Origin of the sequence: Candidatus Anaeroferrophillus wilburensis (genome assembly GCA_016934315.1) — a bacterium.
GTDB classification, from domain to species: Bacteria; Desulfobacterota; Anaeroferrophillalia; order Anaeroferrophillales; family Anaeroferrophillaceae; genus Anaeroferrophillus; species Anaeroferrophillus wilburensis.
This window is the reverse complement of record JAFGSY010000006.1, coordinates 37,688-55,224: the sequence shown is the minus strand read 5'-3', so window position 1 is coordinate 55,224 and position 17,537 is coordinate 37,688. Positions and strand designations below refer to the sequence as shown.

Here is a 17,537-nt window from a genome sequence, read left to right as displayed (position 1 = left end):
AGCTCACACATGTCCCAGCTCCTGCAGACTGATCACCGTTGATCCGGCGACAATCAGATGATCAAGCAGTCGCAGACCGAGGACCCTGGCCGCCTGCTGCAACTCACGGGTCACCGCCAGATCATCGGCAGAAGGAGTAGTGCTGCCCCCCGGATGGTTATGGGCGACGATAACTGCCGCTGCTTTGTGATAGAGTGCCCTTTCCATCACCGAGCGGGGATACACTGCGCTCATGGAAACCGTACCATGGTGGATAATCTCCGCCTCCAGCACATGGTGCTGATTATCAAGAAAAACCGCAAAAAAATACTCGTCCGGCTGGCCTTCCAGATAACTGCGGCACAATTCCCCGGCCTGGAGCGGCGATGTTATGGCCTCGCCCTTTTTCACCTCCTGCAGAAGATAGCGGGAGAGCAGCGCCCGGCTCAAGGTGATTAACACGGCGGTATGATCGCTGATACCAACCACTGCCATCAGCTTCTCCGCCGGGGCATCAAGAACCCCCTTCAGGGAACCGAAACGCTGCAGCAGCTCTTTTGCCAGCGGTTTGACATCCCGACGGGGCAAGGCGTAGGTCAAGAGCAGCTCAATCACCTCATAATCGGCAAAGCCATGGAGGCCATGCTGGACAAAACGCTTTTTCAGCCGCCGGCGATGGCCGGCCGTCCATTGCCGATAACTGCCGTCTGGCATCTTAGTGTTTCCCATGGTCGCCCAACAACAATATCGTTAGCACCACTTGATTTTTTTACTAATCATGTTTAAGGTAGTTGCACGTAAATTGTTTGTCATCGCGCATAACCTTCACCGTTTTCCACAAGGAGTTTCCATGAAAATCGCCATATCCGGCAAAGGAGGAGTTGGTAAAACCACCCTCGCCGGGACCCTGGCCCGGCTAATGGCCGCCCAAGGAAGAAAAGTTCTGGCCATTGATGCCGATCCCGATGCCAACCTGGCTTCGGCCATCGGTTTTACTATGCAGGAAGCAAGCAGCGTAACACCGCTGGCCCAGATGACCGAAGAGATCGAGTCCCGCACCGGGGCAAAAAAAGGAACTTTCGGCGGCATCTTCAAGCTGAACCCCAAGGTAGATGATATCCCGGAAAAATTCAGTCTGGTGAAAGAAAACATCAAGCTGCTGATCCTGGGCACCATTCCCGAAGGCGGCGGCGGCTGCTATTGCCCTGAAGGAGTTCTGTTAAAATATCTCCTCCGCCATATCTTTCTGCAGCGGGACGAGAGCATCATTCTCGATATGGAAGCCGGCCTGGAGCATCTGGGCCGCGGCTCAACCCGGGGTATTGACGCCTTCATTGTCGTTGTCGAACCGGGAACCCGCAGCCTCCAGACCGCCCGTCAGGTGAAAAAACTGGCTGCCGATCTGGGTATTCAGCAGGTCTATGTGGTCGGCAACAAAATCCACACCCCTGAAGACCGGCAGTTTATCGCGGACAACCTCGATGACATGATTATTCTGGGCGGCATGGACTATAATCCGGCAATCGTTGAAGCTGACCGCCGGGACCAGGCACCCTATGATGTCAATCCTGAGGTGGTGGCCGCCGTTCAGGGCATTTACGACAACCTCTGCCGGCATCTGACACTTACCGAACCTTCACCGGCATAGGCAAGCCGGAAGCAGCGACTCGGCTCAGAGCTGATGGAGAAAACGGACGATTCTGCGCTGTCCTTCCTCATCAGCTCTGCTTTTTTTTCCGGGCACACGCCTCGCTGCAAAAACTGGTCGTCTTTCCCAGCGCGTGACGCACAACGGCATCCTGTTCAGGAACATAGAGTCCGCAAGCATCACACTTGACCATTTTCCCTTCCGTTGCCGTTTCCTTCGGTGTCGACCGATCCTTCCGGGGACCGGACAGCATCCCCGCTAACAGCCGATAAAAAAAATAGCACAATAAACCAATAAAGAGTAATCGGATCATGGTTGTTTATCCTCTGTCTTTTTGGAGGACCCTTGTTCTGCAGGCCGTTCCTCGCCCGCCGGGGAGATCACTTTCCCCGGCCAGCTCAAAACCCGTACCGGGGTGGTAATCAGGCGTTTTAAAATGCCCCCGGTCCTGCCCACCAGTCCCTGCACCGGAATGGCACTGACCCTGGTCTGGCCGAAAGGACCGCTGACGGCAAAGGGCATGACGATCAGGGTTTTGCCTTCACCGGTAATGATATACCCCACCACGGGAACGGCGGCAATAGCTTTATCAATCGTCTGCAAGGGTTGCACCCCAATCTCCATATCCACCATCTTTGCCGGCAGGGAAATGGTCCCCGCCGCTGAGATGTTGGCCGCCGGACCTTTGAGCAGGAGGTCATCCGTATGCATCACACCATCAGCAAAGAGAATCCTGCCGGTCAGGGTATCATAGGGAACACCTTCACTCAAGTCAGGGAGTTTCAGGGTTAACAACTGCGAGACATTGAGCAGAGAGGCAATATTGGCCAGCATCTTGAACCGTTTCAACCGGCCGGCGGCAAAGGAAAAATCCGCCTCTCCATCAAGGCTATGGCGCCACTGGTCGTCCCCCATCCCCTGCCATTGCAGTTCCATATTCAAAGCACCTGCGCCCTCAAGGGGCAGGTCTTTTTCAGGATATAAGGTCAGTGATTCATTGAGCTTGGCCAGATCAACCTGATCCAGGTGCAGCGTCAGGGAAACACGATCACCGGCAAGATCCCAGCTGCCGGCTGCCTTCACGTTACCCTGCCAGACGGCGCTGTTGAACGAGGTAAGGAGCAGCCGGTCGCCGGTCACCTCAACCTGACAGGCCATATCCATCAATTCAATGGCACGACCGGTGAGCAACTCTATCCGGCTGGTAAAGGAAATTTCATGGCCCCGCCAGAAATGCCGCCATTGCTGCAGCGGCTGCCGGCGCCCGCCGCCATCCTGCTTCTGGCCACTGGAATCCGCCGCCGTTGCCGCAGCGGCCGGGGGTGATTGGCGGTTGGCGGTAAAATCAGCCAATACCAGCTGTCGTGACTGATGGTCAAGGGATCCATGCAGGTTACCCTGTTGATCCACCAGCAGCTGACCGCTCACCTGCAGATCAGACCTCCCTTTGACAAATGAAAGGCGATCAAGCTCAAGCTGATCATCTGCCAGGCGAAAACGCAGGACAAGATCACTGAGCACCCCGGAATCGGCAGACGATAGGACCGGTTCACCGGGAAACAGTTCCGCCTGCTTCAGCTTCAGCCTTGTGACAACACCGTCGATGGCAAGTTCGGCAAATCTAGACCGCCATCTCTGCCATAGCTGCCGATAATCGGTCAATCCCCTTTCGCCGATCACCGGACCTGCCGGCCCGGTGGCAGGTAATTCACCAGCCTTATGGTAGTCCTGTGCCGGAAGCACCCGATGGAAGTCATCCAGGAAGAGGGTTTCAGCATTACCAGCCAGTGAAACCCTGAAACGGTTGCCCCGGTAGGCGACGGTGCCGGCCACCTTAACATCAGACTCCCCGGTCCGACAGCGGCAGTGCCGGATGGCCACCTCTTGACCGCGGCTTTCAGCCAGCAGCGAAAAGTCCTCCACCTCGTGGGGCAGATAGGACGTCGCCACCTTGAGATGTCGCAGATCAACCATGCCGTCGACCGTCAGGGTTGAGAGATCACCGGAGGCCATACTGAGCCACAGCGCCAGACGGGAAGGTTCACGTTTCCCCACTTCGCCGCCCCAGGTGACCTGACAATGGGGAATGATGGAAAAATCCTCCGGCTGCAGGGCATCGGCGTGAACGGAAAAGGCACCGTGCCGCCGCTGGCGATCACCATAATCGTCAAGCTGGCCAGCCAGGCGGACCGTCGAGCTGCCCACATCACAAAGGACATCCATGCATTTCAGTTGCCGCGGAGAAGCAGACAGCTGGCCCGAATTAATCGTCAATGGCCGGCCCAGCAATGGATGGCCGACCACCACCTGTTCACCGGCACAGGTAAGCCCCCAGACCAGTTGGTGGCCAGCCCCCCCACCTTCCACTTCAAAACTGCCGGTCAACCGGCCGTTGAACTGGCTGCACTCGGCCAGAAAGCGACCGACAGCCGGCATTCGCCGGCTCAGTAGCGCAGCACCGGCAATCCTGAGATCATTCGCCAACGGCAGCCGTTTGGTTAGAGCCAAAGAAACCTTGCCAGTCATCTTCACCTCTGGCGCCCGGAAACAGTTTTTAAGCCGGCCATTCAGACGCTGCCGCAGGACCGGCGGCAGCTCAGCGTCAAGATCACGAAAACTGAGTCCTTCCCCGGCAAGCTCCAGGGTCCCGGCAACATTCTGCCAACGCTCAGGCAGGCCGGGAAATTGCAACGACACTCCTGCAAACTGCAGGGAACCACCGACCAGGTGCGCTTCGATAGGCTGTCGGCCGATGCCGGCAATCTCATCGTAGCTGCCGGCAAGATAGCCGTTCTGCAACATAACCTGCCCACCGGGAGCCGCTTCAGACCAGAAATCCCTGAACCGGTCCGACATGATGCGGCTGGGCAGATAGCGGTACAACCTGGCAAGATTGATGGCATTGCTGTTGGCCCGGGCCCTGATCCGCCCCTTCCTGCCGGAGCGAATATCATCCAGAAAACAGCTGCCCCAGATGGTAAAATCAGGGGAAACAACCTTGACCTCAGGGATAGCAATCGAATTATAGTTTTCACCAAGGCTAAACTGATAAGAAACCGCCAGCCTTTTGATGGGCAGCTGTTCGGCAAAAACCTGCTGATAATCAAGGTCAACATCAGCCAACGAAACGGTCCCCCGGGAGGAGAAATGGCCGAGCAAGTCGCCATCATAGCTGCCATCGACAGAAACCAGGGCACCGATATGCCGCATGGGCACCCAACGTTGATAATAGGGCCAGTACTGATCGGCATCCAGGCCTGCTCCCCGCACCCGGCAAACAAGCATCATCCTGCCCCAGTCAAGGGGCCATCCGACGCCGCCCAGTGTCCCTTCAAGCGTGAGTGTTCCTGCATGGCGCCGGCTTTTGGCCGCGGTCGACAGGGTAAAAGGAGCCGGCTCTTTTCCTCCAGGAAAACACAGGGAAAGCTGCAGATCTTCCAGCCGGGTGACAACCGGAACCGCACAAAACTTCTGGTCTTCAAAGATCACAGTACCATCTTTGATCTGCAGCAGGATATTTTCCACCCTGTTGCACCAAACCAGCAGCGGGGCGTTCACAGGGGCAATGGTGGTACAGGAGGATTCGGACGGCAGTAGGGGAACTCCAGAACGGAACAGCCCGCTGCCGAACGGCAGCTCCTGGTCCGCCCGCAGGCGGATGGTGGGCCGGTACAAACGCACTGACGAGATCTGCAGCTGCCGGTGGAGCAGCGGCCAGATGCGAAAGCCGATCTTTACCGCGGCGGCACTGATCTCCTGGTGATCACCATCGGCGATAGAAAAGCCGACCATTTTCACGCCGATTTCTCGGGAGATGGAAAGCCGAAGACGGTGAACGGTCACCGTGCCGGGCACCCGGCTCTGGATGGCGGCCACCACCAGGGAACGATAGTTCTCCAAATCCACTAAGTTGGGCAGGGATATAACTACCAGAAACAGCAGCAGGAGAGAAATCGCACCACTGCGCACAGCAAGTTTTTTTACCGTTTCTTTCATGCGGGCCTGTTAACGCGGTTGCGGAACTCCGTGGTCTGCTATTTTAGACTGATCGCGGCCACGCTCTACCCGGCAGAGAGTAAAACACTTTACCGCCGCAGCGCCAGCCAGCAGCAGGGCCTCGGAAGCAGCCGACAGGGTTGCACCGGAGGTCATGACATCATCGCAGAGCATCACTGTTTTCGCCGCCACCCCATCAGGGCTGCCAACGTGAAACACCCCGGCCAGATTCTGCCGCCGCTGTTCCCTGCCCAGGGAGGCCTGTTTCTTTGTTTCTCTGGCTTTTACCAATAGGCGCCTTTGCAGGGGTTTGTCAAGCCGGGAAGCACAGCGGGAGGCAATGATCAGTGCCTGATTGAATCCCCGAGAACGGAACGAAGGGGGGGCCAGCGGAATGGCCCCGACCACCGCCACATCCTGAAAATCAACAGCCCATCGTTCAAGCGCCAGATCAACCAGCTTTTCCACCAGCGGCACAACCAGTGAACGCTTGCCGTACTTCCACTGGTGAATGATCTCGACCATGCCGCCGGCATAGCGGTATCCTGAGCGGATCAGGCCTCCTTTCAAGCCCCGGTCACCGGCCAACGGCAGACAGTGATGGTCAGCAGCATGCCCGCCGGGGAAGGGGTGCCCACACAAGGAACACACCGGCCTGACAAACGGCTCAAAACCTGTGGCGCACGCCTGGCAAACAAAGGGAGCATAGGCAGAAGAATGACGCTCAGCAAAAAAAGGGTGAGTAGTGTAACAACGGCATAGCAGACAGCGCCGGGGCAGCAGCAAGGCGCCAAAGGACGATTTCATGGAAAGCAGGGAAGTACCGCAAAGCGGAAGAATATCTTCACGGTCAGCAGGCCAACAGAGATCTCCCGGTCATTTCGTCAGGGCATTCTATGCCCAGGAGATCAAGGATGGTTGGTGCGATATCTGCCAACACGCCGTCAGTCCGTAAAGAGAGGTCGGAAGACTGGCGGCCCACCAGGACACAGGGAACCGGATTGGTAGAATGGGCGGTCTGTGGCCGGCCGGTACCGTCAACCATCTGTTCCGCATTGCCATGATCAGCGGTAAGCAGTGCCACCCCATCCATCTCCAGCACCTTGTCGACCACCTTACCGATACAGGTATCAACCGCTTCACAGGCCAGTACCGCGGCTTTGATGCCGCCCGTATGACCGACCATATCGCAATTGGCAAAGTTAAGGACAATCAGCTGATAGCGACCGCTCTCAAGCCGTTTGAGGGTTTCGGCCGCCACCTCAAAGGCACTCATTGCCGGTTTTTCATCATAGGTTCTGACGTCGCGTGGTGAGGGAATGAGACAGCGATCTTCACCGGGGAACGGTTCTTCCCGACCACCATTGAAAAAGAAGGTGACATGGGCATATTTTTCCGTTTCGGCAATATGCAGCTGCCGTAGACCGGCAGCTGCTATTACTTCTCCCAAAACATTGGTCAATGACTCCGGCGGAAAGGCCACCGGCAGATCAAAAGAAGCATCGTATTCGGTAAAACAGACATAGCTGCCCAGTTTGGGAACCCGGCGGCGGGCAAACTCGCTGAAGGACGGCGATGTCAAAGCCCGGGTAATTTCCCGGGCCCGATCAGCCCGGAAATTAAAGAAAATGATACCGTCACCATCGTTGATCACCGTAGGCTGCCCCTGGTGATCAACAATAACCGTGGGCAGAACAAATTCATCCACCTCCCCGGACCCGTAAGCCGATTCAATGGCAGACAGGGCATCATCGGCACGACGGCCCTGGCCGCAGACCAGGGCATCATATGCCTGGGCAACCCTGTCCCAGCGCTGATCCCGGTCCATGGCATAAAACCGGCCCATGACGGTGGCAATGCTACCATTGCCCCCTTTTGCAAGATAGGTCTGCAACTTCTCAAGATAGTCTTTGCCGCTGGTCGGCGGCGTATCACGACCATCCAGGAACGCATGCACGGCAATCGTGGTCCCTTGAGCAGCGGCCATCGACACCAGGGCTTGCAGATGATCCAGGTGACTGTGAACTCCGCCATCGGACAAGAGCCCCATCAGGTGCAGGGTGCCGCCGGCTTTCTTCACCGCCCCCATCGCCTGCAGGAGCACCTGGTTGCGCTCGAAGTCGCCATCGGCTATTGCTTTGGAAATTCTGGTCAGCTCCTGATAAACAACCCGGCCAGCACCAATATTCAGATGACCAACCTCCGAATTGCCCATCTGCCCGGCCGGCAGGCCGACCGCCAGGCCGGAAGCGGTCAGCGCTGTCTGGGGATACTCCCGCAGCAGCCGATCGACAACCGGGGTTTTGGCCAGGGCAATGGCATTGCCCTCCTGCAGCGGTGAGAGCCCCCAGCCATCAGCAATGATCAACACCACGCATGCCGGTGAAATCTTCATGAACACCCCCCCTTCACCGCAATAACCTCCGGCGAAAGATCATAGGTATTGTAGGCGCCGCACCGGGGGCAGCGGGGAAGCCAATGGTTATCATAGCGCTGGCAGTTGGAACAGGAGAACGTCAAGGGCAATTTATCCCCCAAGCCCAGAGCTCTCTTGAAATGATCGGCAGCTTCGTTAAGCTGCCGTGATTGCCGGTAACTCAGTTCACCGGCAAGAAGTTCCACCAGGGGGCTGTCGGCCAACTGCCGCTGCAGGCCGGCCAGCAGGCTGTCGGCCTGCTCCAGTGCCTGATGGTCGAGGAGGAAAAAGGCCAGCAACAGCCGCGCCGGCCAGTAGTCTTCGGCACGGGAGATCGCTTTACGATAATATTTTTCCACCTGATCATGGCCACCATCGCCTGCTGACAGCAGCCGCTCCCCTTTAAGGAGGTACCAGGCGTTTGGCTGGCGGCGATAGCCCTGCTTCAGGATCGCAATCGCCTCACTGATCCGCTTGGCATTTGTTGTCTCAGCCTCGGCCAGGGATGCCTGCAGGATATAGGCAGGAACATAGGCAGGATCATCATCCAGCAGCTCTTTAAGCAGCTGACGGGCAGCCTCTTGATCTCCAGCCAGGCCGCGCTGGACCGCCAGTTCATAGCGGCAGTTGCGAATCAGGCCGCTGACTTCAGCCTGCCGCACCTTATCCTTTTTGACAGCCGCCAGTTTTATCAGCTCCTGCCAGGCGGCCATCGCCTCCTGCCAGTAGGACTGGGCCATCATCTTTTCCGCCAACATCGTCAGGACATAACGATTGTGGGGATAACGGTTTTTCAGATATACCAGCTGATTGAGCAGCCGAAGATCGTCACCCAGGCGCTCAAGGACTTCAACCTTCAGCCAGTGCAATTGGGGGTTTTCAGGCTCCCGCTTTAATCCCTGCTCAACCGCTGCCAGTGCCTCCTGGGGCTTGCCGGCATCGAGCTGCAGACGGGCAAGATCCTGACAAGCACTTAGACCGGCTTCACGACTGGCCGCTTTCTGCAACAGTTTCGCCCCTTTGCGGTAATCGGCCATGAACCACTTTTCCACCCCCTGGCGCTGGAGGTTTTCAGCCCGCATGCCCCGATGCCGCCGTTTCAGCTGGCGAAAATTGCCGATATACTGGACCGCAGCTTTCAGCGCCAGTAGGAAGATCATCCCCAAACCGCCCGCCGCAAAAGAGATCAGAATAAAAAGTGGCAGCGTTCCCTCGGTCTTCAGACCGCTGCCCAGAGTAAAGGTCAAAGGTTGGGGATTAAGATACAGCAGATAGGAAAACAGCAGCAGAAAGGTAAGGCCCAGGAAGAGCAGCAAACGGTAGGTCATCGAATCATCTACAAGCTCAAGGGTTATGGGGAATGGTGGTCGGCTTTAACGTATTAGGCTGCAGGTCAAGGGTTAAAGGATGATGTCTGCCACGTTTAAAAACCAGCGGCACCAGACAAATTTCACCTACAACAACGGACAACCATGGGACCGCCGGCTTTGCACAATCCACCTTCCACCGCCATTAATAATGGTACGGTTCCCCCTTGATAATCGTCATCGCCCGATAGAGCTGCTCCAGCAGGATCAACCGGGCCATGTCGTGGGTAAAGGTGAGTGGGGAAAGGGAGAGCAGATAATCCGCCTCATCTTTGACTGCCGGCGCCATGCCGAAAGGACCACCAACCAGAAAAACAATCCCCCGCCGGCCGCTCAGCAACCATCGCTCCAACTGGGCCGCCAGCTGGCTGGTGGTACTGGTCTTCCCCTGTTCGGCCAGCACCACCCGGAAAAAGTTATCCCGGTTCAAGGCCTGCACCAGCTTCGGCGCCTGACGCTGACAGAAGAGTCTCGGCTCTTCCTTGCTCCCCAGATGACCTTCCTTCAGCTCCTGCAACTGGACCGGAGCATAACGTCCAAGCCGGCCCAGATAATCATCGATTTCCTGCTGCCAGCGGAACTGCTTGGTTTTGCCGACAAACAGGAACTTCAGCTGCACCCTTAAGAACTCCCGGCAAGATCCAAGCGGGGGGCATCACGCCAGACCCCTTCCAGATCATAGAACTCCCGGACCGGCTCATGAAAGACATGGACGATAATGTCGTCGTAATCCAGAAGCGCCCAGCGCCCCTCATGCATCCCTTCTACTCCCAGAGGCATAATCCCCTCATGCTTCATCGTCACGTAAATATTCTCAGCCACCGCCTGCACGTGCCGGTCGGAATGACCGCTGCACACCACCAGAATATCAGTAACGGAAGAGATGCCCCGTAGATCGAGAACTACCGGCCGTTCGCCTTTTTTATCTTCAACGGCCCGAAAAACCACGGCTACTTTTGCCAACAGATTAGATGTTTCGATGATAACCTCGCAACAACCATGGGGCAACAGCCCGGATGGCGGGATAAGCGGCCGGTCACCCGGCCGAACAACAGATCAACAAACCAGCAGTGAGTACGCTATTCAGCTCAGATACAAATCGTGCTCACGAATATAATGCTCGACCGCCGCCGGCACCAGATAGGCGATGGAACGCCCCGCCAATCTTTCTCCTCTGATCATGCTCGAAGAGATATCAAACCGGGTAACCGACTGGAACAAAACCAGGTTGCCGGAGCGGTGCCGATAGGCTCCTTCCCCCTCATAACAAAAATCACCCCTGATAGCAACGGGAAAAACCTCGAGATTTCCAGCATCTACCCCTTTCGACTCAATTCCGGCCCGGGACATGACGATGAAATTGGCCACGCCAAAAAGGTTCCCATAGGATTTCCAGGTGGCAATATCAGCAAAAGCATCCCGACCGACAATAAAAAAAAGGCGGCCACCGATGACATTCTGAAATGCACTCAGGGTGTCGATGGAATAGGAGGTACCCCCTTTGTCCAATTCATAGGAAGAGCTGTAAAAGCCCGGCGTACCGCTGACCGCCAGGTCGATCATGGCCAGTCTCATGGCTGCCGGAGAAACAGGCCGCTGTTGCTTATGAGGGGGGACGGCCGCCGGCATAAAATAGAGCTCATCAAGGCTGCAGGCCTGAAAAACCTCGAGAGCTGGCCGCAGATGACCATAGTGAATTGGGTCAAAGGTACCGCCAAAAACACCCACCCGTTTACTGTCTGATCTGTCCATTGCCATAGATGATATACTTGGTCGTTGTTAACCCTTCCAGCCCCATGGGTCCGTAAGCGTGCAATTTGGTGGTACTGATACCGATCTCGGCCCCCAGCCCCATCTGGCCGCCGTCACTGAAACGGGTTGAGGCATTCACCATGACCACCGAAGAATTGACCCGCTGGAGAAATTCCTGGGAACGTTCGTAGCTGCTGGTCACTATGGTCTCGGTATGGTCTGAGCCGTAACGGTTGATATGTTCCACAGCCCGGTCCAAGTCATCAACCACCCGCACCGCCAGAATCAGGGAGAGATACTCCGCATGCCAGTCCTCTTCCGTCGCTGCCACCAGATCGGGAACCAGAACCCTGGCCTGCTCACAGCCGCGGACCTCCACGTGGGCCCGGCGCAAAGCGTCAACAATCAGGGGCAGAAAAGCCGGCGCAATGTCCCGGTGAACTAGCAGGGTTTCAAGGGCATTACAGACTCCAGGACGGTGGGTTTTGGCATTAATGACAATCTCCCTGGCCATCACCAAGTCAGCATCCTGATCAACAAAAACATGACAAACCCCTTTATAGTGTTTAATCACCGGAATTCGGGAATGCTCCACCACAAAACGGATGAGGCCTTCACCGCCACGGGGAATGACCAGATCAATACAGTCTTCCAGTTTGAGCATCTCGGTAATCGCCTGCCGGTCGGTCAGCGGAATAACCTGGATGACCTCCCGGGGAATCGACGTAGCTGCCAGCGCGTCATGGAGAACCTTGAGAATGGCCAGATTGGAATGGATCGCCTCCGATCCGCCCCGCAGGATAACCCCGTTGCCGGCTTTCAAACAGAGACCGGCAGCATCGGCAGTAACATTGGGTCGGGACTCATAAATCATCCCGATAACCCCCAAAGGAATCCTCATTTTACCCACCAGCAGACCGTTGGGCCGTTTCCACATCCGGGTCACTTCACCCACCGGATCGGCAAAAGCGGCAACCTCCTCGAGACCGACAGCCATCGCTTCGATCACCCCGTCACTCAACGTCAGCCGGTCAATCATCGCCGGTGACAGACCCTGCTGCCGTGCGGCCGTCAGATCCAGGCGGTTCTGCTCCTGCAAAAAAGCCCGCCGCTCCCGAAGCCCGGCGGCCATCAATCTCAGGGCATGATCTTTCTCTGTGGTTCCCATGGTCGCCAGCACTCTGGAAGCATCCTTGACCTGGCGGGCCATGGCCGTAATTTCCTGCACCATTGACATGCTATCTATCCCCTTTGCATTCGTCCAGCAGACCATCGAAACACGATATCCGCAATTGATCCAGCACTACGATTGTTTCGGCATACACGGCACTCACGGTCACTGTTCAGCGAGCACCACCAGATTATCCCGATGAATTATTTCATCAACGGAACAGTACCCCAACACTGCTTCAATATCCCGGGAATGGCTTCCCCGCAGCTTAGAGATCTCTTCAGCGGCATAATTGACCAGACCCCTGGCAATTTCCCGGCCACCTTCGTCACAGCAGGATACCGGCTCGCCAACCCCAAAGCTGCCCTCCACCCCGATAATGCCCGAAGACAAGAGGCTCTTACCACCGTTGACCAGCGCCCGCACCGCCCCCGGATCAAGCGTCAGCACCCCGCGGGGCTGGACCGCATAGGCAAGCCAATGCTTACGACAGGTAAGGCGGTTCTGCCGGGGGAGAAACAACGTTCCCTCTTGATCACCGGCCAGAATCCTGGTCACAACACCGGCCCGCTTACCATTGGCAATGACGCTGGGGATGCCGTAGGCGGCCGCTTTTTTGACTCCCTGCAGTTTACCCACCATCCCGCCGCTGCCGAGTGAACTTTTGGTCAGGCTGGCCAGTGATTCAATATCACTATCAACTTCAGAAACCATCGAGATAAGGTCGGCGCCGGGATTTACTTTGGGGTCCTCGGCATAGAAACCATCAATATCGGTCAACATGATCAGCAGATCAACTTCAGCCAGCGAGGTGAGCAGGGCCGCCAGGTTATCATTATCACCAAACTTTATCTCCCGCACCACCACCGTGTCATTTTCGTTGACAATCGGAATAACCCCTTTCTGCAGCAGGGTGGTGATGGTATGTCTGGCATTCAGATAGCGCCGCCGGTTGTAGATATCATCGCCAGTCAACAGCACCTGGCCAACAATCTGCCGGTGGGCGGCAAAAGCCTGTTCATACTGCCACATGAGGCGGACCTGACCGACCGCGGCGCACGCCTGCTTCTCCGGAATCGTCGCCGGCGCCTGCCGGTAACCCAACACTTCGCGGCCGGCTGCAACCGCCCCGGAGGTAACAATGACAAAACGGTAGCCACTCCCGATCAACAGGGAAATTTCCGTGGCAAAGCGGCTGAAAAATTCTCCATCCAATCGCCCCTGAGCATCCGTCAGCACGGCACTGCCCAACTTGACCACCACCAGATGGGGTGTTTCCAGGTATGATTGGCGGCCCCCAAGCCGACCTGCCACCGACTCCTGCTGTTCCTGCATAACCCTTACGTTACCTCCCGATCGAACACTTCTTTTCTTTCGTTTCTAAAGGAAAAGACCTCGCTTGTCAACGGTTTGCACCCTCACCTCGAAACCACTAAAAAAATAGCTGCTATTCCTTTTTTTTCTTGAGTTTATTCTTGTTAATGTGATAACTATCACGATATTTTTTGTCTTATTGATGGCGATTACCAGCTATTCTATCCTGAAATTTCCACCAACACACAGGGGGTCTGGAATCAGGGAAAAGCAGTGGAGTGATTATGAAGCAGAAAGAGGTAAAAATACCGGAAGCAACCATCAAGCGTCTTTCCACCTACATCAACTGCCTGGAAAGGCTTGACGATGAAGGGTTTCAGGTCGTTTCTTCGGAATTGCTGGGAGATTCTTGCCAGATAAGCCCTGCACAGATCAGAAAAGATCTCTCCTATTTTGGCGAATTCGGCGTCCGCGGCGTCGGCTACGATACAAAAGAGCTGGCTGAACAAATCAAGATCATTCTCGGCCTGGACATCATCTGGCCGACGGTCCTGGTGGGGGTTGGCCATCTGGGCCAGGCCCTGTTGAACTTCACCTTTTTCCGCATCCATGGTTTCCGCATGGTGGCCGCATTTGACAGCGACCCCCGCAAGATCGGCACCGAAGTCACTGAAGGGGTTATCATCCAGTCCGTGGACGAACTGGCGGAAACCACCAGCCGTGAAAAAGCAATGATCGGCATCGTAACCGTTCCCGCTCAGTATGCCCAGGGAACCGCCGACCTGCTGGTCAAGGGCGGCGTGACCGGCATTCTCAACTTTGCGCCCTTTAAAGTTAAAGTTCCTGAACATGTCACCATGCGCAATGTCTCCATCCTCAGCGAACTGGACAATTTAGCCTATCTCCTGTCCAGTAAACACCCCCGACGACGGCGGCAGATAAAAAAGAACAGATAGTCGAACCCCGTCCAGGCACCCTCCAGAGTTTTCTTCTGGAGGGTGTTTTTCCTCCTGCGGCACGTCACCCTCTTCACGACCTGCTCACAGCACAGCCCGCAGATAGAAACCGGTCGCCGATCGGCTGACTGCCGCCACCTCTTCCGGCGTCCCGCAGGCGATCAGTTCACCACCTCGTGCCCCACCCTCAGGTCCCAGATCAACCAGGTAATCAGCAACCTTGATGACTTCCAGATTATGTTCGACCACCAGTACCGTGTTCCCCTCGTCAACCAACCGCTGGAGAACCTGAAGCAGCTGACGGACGTCATGAAAATGCAGACCGGTGGTCGGTTCATCCAATAGATAGAAGGTCCTGCCGGTGGCCCGTTTGCCCAGTTCCCGGGAAAGTTTGACTCGCTGAGCTTCACCGCCCGACAGGGTTACCGCCGCCTGTCCCAAGGCAATATAGCCCAGCCCCACATCCTGGAGGGTCTGCAGTTTGGTGACAATTTTTGGAATAGCGGCAAAAAACTCCGCCGCCTGATTGACGGTCATGGCCAACACTTCAGCAATCTGCTTGCCCTTGTAGTGCACTTCAAGGGTATCCCGGTTAAAACGGCTGCCACCGCAGGTGTCACAGGTAACGAAAACATCGGGCAGAAAATGCATCTCCACCCGCATCATTCCCTCCCCCCGGCAGGCTTCGCAGCGGCCACCCTTGATATTGAAACTGAAGCGGCCGGGACGGTAGCCCCGCACCCTGGCTTCAGGAAGGGCGGCAAAGAGTTCTCGAATGGCGGTAAAGACACCGGTATAGGTGGCCGGATTGGAACGGGGCGTCCGACCGATGGGACTCTGGTCGATATTGATGACTTTGTCAAGATACTGCAGACCATCAATCTCCTCAATCGGGCCGGCTGATTTATAGGAACCATGGAGATGATTATGAAGCACGGGAAAGAGGGTATCATTCACCAGGCTGCTCTTGCCCGAGCCGGATACCCCGGTGACGCAGATGAACTTGCCAAGGGGGAAATCGACCGCAAGCCGTTTCAGATTATGAATTGACGCCCCTTTGATGGACAGCACCCGGCCGGGATCCGTCCGCCGGTGGGCGGGAACCTCGATGGACAGCCTGCCGGCCAGGTATTGACCGGTGAGGGAATCTCCGGCAGCAATAGCCGCCGACGTCCCCTGGGCCACCACCTCACCTCCCAGCCGACCGGCCCCGGGGCCCATGTCGATAACATGGTCGGCACGCATGATGGTATCCTGGTCATGCTCCACCACCAGCAGGGTATTGCCAAGATCACGGAGCCGGAAAAGCGACGCCAGCAACTTTTCATTATCCCGCTGATGCAGGCCGATGCTGGGCTCATCAAGAACATAGAGCACACCGGTAAGCCCCGAACCGATCTGGGTTGCCAGGCGGATGCGCTGGGATTCACCGCCCGAGAGGGTGGCCGATTCCCGCGCCAGGGTCAGATAGTCAAGTCCCACATCGAGGAGAAACGAGAGACGCTGCTCCACCTCCTGGAGCACTCGGCTGGCTATGGCCTGGCGGGCCGGCGGCAACGTTATCTGCCGGATAAAAGCCAATGTCTCCGGCAACGACAGGGAGGCCAGTTGATAGATGTTTTGGCCGCCAATCGTGACATGGAGGCTTTCCTTTTTCAGGCGGCTGCCGCCGCAGTCGGGACAGGCTGCCGGCGAGAGATATTTGCGCAGCTCATCATCAGCACCCTCCTGCAACCGGTGTTTGCGCTCCAGTGCCGGGATAACGCCCTCAAAGATGCGGGCCGGGATGCGGCCACGGCGCCCCTCGGCCAGCAGACCGGGAATTTTCTCATCACCGCTGCCGTAGAGGATGATATCCTGGACCTCACGGGACAAATCCTGAAACGGCTGATAGAGATCAAAACCATAGTGGCGGGCGAGCGGCAACAGCACATGCTCCTGATAAAAAGGTTGGGAGCGGTGCCAGGGGGCCACCGCCCCCTCCCGCAGGGACAGGGAAGGATTGGGCACCACCAGGTGGGGATCAAAAAAAACCTCATTCCCCAACCCGGCACAACGGGGGCAGGCACCGTGGGGGTTGTTGAAGGAAAAAAGACGGGGAGAAATTTCGGCAAAACTGATGCCACAGTGGACACAGGCCAGCCGGGTGGAAAACAGCTGCCGCTGGCCCTCCATCACCTGAACAGCCACCACACCATCGGTTTTGGCCAGAGCCAGTTCAACCGAATCGGTGAGCCGACGCTGCAGATCTCCACCAATAATCAGCCGATCAACCACCAGATCAATATCATGGTTCTGGTAACGATCCAGTTCCGGCACCTCCTCCAGAGCATACATGCAACCATCCACTTCAACCCGGAGGAAACCCTGGCGGACCAAATCGGCGAACAGTTTACGATACTCCCCTTTGCGTCCACGCACCAGGGGTGCCAAAATCAGGATGCGGCTGCCGGCCGGCAGGCCGGCCACCGTATCAACTATCTGACTAACGGTTTGAGGCGCGATCTCCCGGCCGCATTGGTAACATGACGGCGTTCCCACCCGGGCAAATAACAGCCGCAGATAGTCATAAATCTCGGTCACCGTACCCACCGTTGACCGGGGGTTATGGGACACTCGTTTCTGTTCGATGGCAATCGCCGGCGAAAGACCGGTGATTTCATCCACATCGGGCTTATCCATCAATTGCAGAAACTGCCGGGCATAAGCTGACAATGATTCAACATAGCGGCGCTGCCCTTCAGCATACACCGTATCAAAGGCCAGTGATGATTTGCCGGAACCGCTCAGGCCGGTGACCACCACCAGCTTATTGCGGGGAATCTCCACATCAATATTCTTCAGATTATGCTCCCGGGCCCCTTTGACAACAATCCAATCCATGCCTAACCTCAAAGAAAACCTCCTTGCTATTTAGCGGAGGAATACGTTAAAATGG

General features: G+C 56.5%; 14 protein-coding genes. 2 read left to right on the top strand and 12 right to left on the bottom strand.

The annotated features are described in order from the left end of the window. Positions 1–3: 3 nt before the first annotated feature. Positions 4–693 (bottom strand): DNA repair protein RadC, encoded by a 690-nt coding sequence (gene radC / locus JXO50_00815; GenBank protein MBN2331627.1) that lies wholly within the window; start codon positions 691–693, stop codon positions 4–6. 136 nt (positions 694–829) lie between these two features. On the opposite strand from radC, the gene JXO50_00810 reads away from it, so the two are divergent. Next, positions 830–1,627 (top strand): AAA family ATPase, encoded by a 798-nt coding sequence (locus JXO50_00810; GenBank protein ID MBN2331626.1) that lies wholly within the window; start codon positions 830–832, stop codon positions 1,625–1,627. Between the two features lie 70 nt (positions 1,628–1,697). On the opposite strand, the gene JXO50_00805 is transcribed toward JXO50_00810, so the two are convergent. From JXO50_00805 to proB, 10 genes are all read right to left on the bottom strand, one after another. After that, positions 1,698–1,940, bottom strand: coding sequence for a hypothetical protein (locus JXO50_00805; protein MBN2331625.1), 243 nt, complete (start codon positions 1,938–1,940; stop codon positions 1,698–1,700). After that, positions 1,937–5,623 carry an AsmA-like C-terminal domain-containing protein gene (locus tag JXO50_00800; protein ID MBN2331624.1) on the bottom strand — a complete coding sequence of 1,229 codons (3,687 nt, stop codon included), beginning with the start codon at positions 5,621–5,623 and terminating at the stop codon, positions 1,937–1,939. Before JXO50_00800 ends, JXO50_00805 begins: the two co-directional genes overlap by 4 nt. Positions 5,624–5,632: 9 nt before the next feature. Next, positions 5,633–6,430, bottom strand: coding sequence for a ComF family protein (locus JXO50_00795; GenBank protein MBN2331623.1), 798 nt, complete (start codon positions 6,428–6,430; stop codon positions 5,633–5,635). Between the two features lie 43 nt (positions 6,431–6,473). Next, complete coding sequence (locus JXO50_00790) at positions 6,474–8,018, bottom strand: 2,3-bisphosphoglycerate-independent phosphoglycerate mutase (GenBank protein ID MBN2331622.1); 1,545 nt, start codon at positions 8,016–8,018, stop codon at positions 6,474–6,476. Beyond that, a complete protein-coding gene (locus JXO50_00785; protein MBN2331621.1) occupies positions 8,015–9,367 on the bottom strand; it encodes a tetratricopeptide repeat protein in 1,353 nt (450 codons plus the stop codon). The genes JXO50_00790 and JXO50_00785 overlap by 4 nt, the downstream gene beginning before the upstream one ends. A 184-nt stretch (positions 9,368–9,551) precedes the next feature. Further along, positions 9,552–10,025, bottom strand: coding sequence for a 23S rRNA (pseudouridine(1915)-N(3))-methyltransferase RlmH (locus JXO50_00780; protein ID MBN2331620.1), 474 nt, complete (start codon positions 10,023–10,025; stop codon positions 9,552–9,554). 2 nt (positions 10,026–10,027) lie between these two features. Further along, on the bottom strand, positions 10,028–10,354 hold the full coding sequence (rsfS, locus tag JXO50_00775) for a ribosome silencing factor (protein ID MBN2331619.1): 327 nt from the start codon (positions 10,352–10,354) through the stop codon (positions 10,028–10,030). A 135-nt stretch (positions 10,355–10,489) separates the two neighbouring features. Next, complete coding sequence (gene nadD, locus JXO50_00770) at positions 10,490–11,164, bottom strand: nicotinate (nicotinamide) nucleotide adenylyltransferase (GenBank protein MBN2331618.1); 675 nt, start codon at positions 11,162–11,164, stop codon at positions 10,490–10,492. After that, a complete protein-coding gene (locus JXO50_00765) occupies positions 11,139–12,395 on the bottom strand; it encodes a glutamate-5-semialdehyde dehydrogenase (GenBank protein MBN2331617.1) in 1,257 nt (418 codons plus the stop codon). The genes nadD and JXO50_00765 overlap by 26 nt, the downstream gene beginning before the upstream one ends. Before the next feature lie 99 nt (positions 12,396–12,494). Next, the gene (proB, locus tag JXO50_00760; protein MBN2331616.1) at positions 12,495–13,664 is read right to left on the bottom strand and encodes a glutamate 5-kinase; all 1,170 of its coding nucleotides are present in this window, start codon (positions 13,662–13,664) and stop codon (positions 12,495–12,497) included. Positions 13,665–13,927: 263 nt separating this feature from the next. Between proB and JXO50_00755 the strand changes: the two genes are divergently transcribed. Continuing rightward, on the top strand, positions 13,928–14,599 hold the full coding sequence (locus JXO50_00755) for a redox-sensing transcriptional repressor Rex (protein MBN2331615.1): 672 nt from the start codon (positions 13,928–13,930) through the stop codon (positions 14,597–14,599). Between the two features lie 84 nt (positions 14,600–14,683). On the opposite strand, the gene uvrA is transcribed toward JXO50_00755, so the two are convergent. Next, complete coding sequence (uvrA, locus tag JXO50_00750; GenBank protein ID MBN2331614.1) at positions 14,684–17,482, bottom strand: excinuclease ABC subunit UvrA; 2,799 nt, start codon at positions 17,480–17,482, stop codon at positions 14,684–14,686. Between the last annotated feature and the right edge of the window lie 55 nt (positions 17,483–17,537).

Coding starts and splice junctions, on each gene's coding strand:
- nadD (MBN2331618.1), bottom strand. CDS start 11,164: ATGGCAATGGACAGATCAGACAGTAAACGGGTGGGTGTTTTTGGCGGT.
- JXO50_00785 (MBN2331621.1), bottom strand. CDS start 9,367: ATGACCTACCGTTTGCTGCTCTTCCTGGGCCTTACCTTTCTGCTGCTG.
- proB (MBN2331616.1), bottom strand. CDS start 13,664: ATGCAGGAACAGCAGGAGTCGGTGGCAGGTCGGCTTGGGGGCCGCCAA.
- JXO50_00810 (MBN2331626.1), top strand. CDS start 830: ATGAAAATCGCCATATCCGGCAAAGGAGGAGTTGGTAAAACCACCCTC.
- JXO50_00805 (MBN2331625.1), bottom strand. CDS start 1,940: ATGATCCGATTACTCTTTATTGGTTTATTGTGCTATTTTTTTTATCGG.
- radC (MBN2331627.1), bottom strand. CDS start 693: ATGCCAGACGGCAGTTATCGGCAATGGACGGCCGGCCATCGCCGGCGG.
- uvrA (MBN2331614.1), bottom strand. CDS start 17,482: ATGGATTGGATTGTTGTCAAAGGGGCCCGGGAGCATAATCTGAAGAAT.
- JXO50_00765 (MBN2331617.1), bottom strand. CDS start 12,395: ATGTCAATGGTGCAGGAAATTACGGCCATGGCCCGCCAGGTCAAGGAT.
- JXO50_00795 (MBN2331623.1), bottom strand. CDS start 6,430: ATGAAATCGTCCTTTGGCGCCTTGCTGCTGCCCCGGCGCTGTCTGCTA.
- JXO50_00800 (MBN2331624.1), bottom strand. CDS start 5,623: ATGAAAGAAACGGTAAAAAAACTTGCTGTGCGCAGTGGTGCGATTTCT.
- JXO50_00755 (MBN2331615.1), top strand. CDS start 13,928: ATGAAGCAGAAAGAGGTAAAAATACCGGAAGCAACCATCAAGCGTCTT.
- JXO50_00790 (MBN2331622.1), bottom strand. CDS start 8,018: ATGAAGATTTCACCGGCATGCGTGGTGTTGATCATTGCTGATGGCTGG.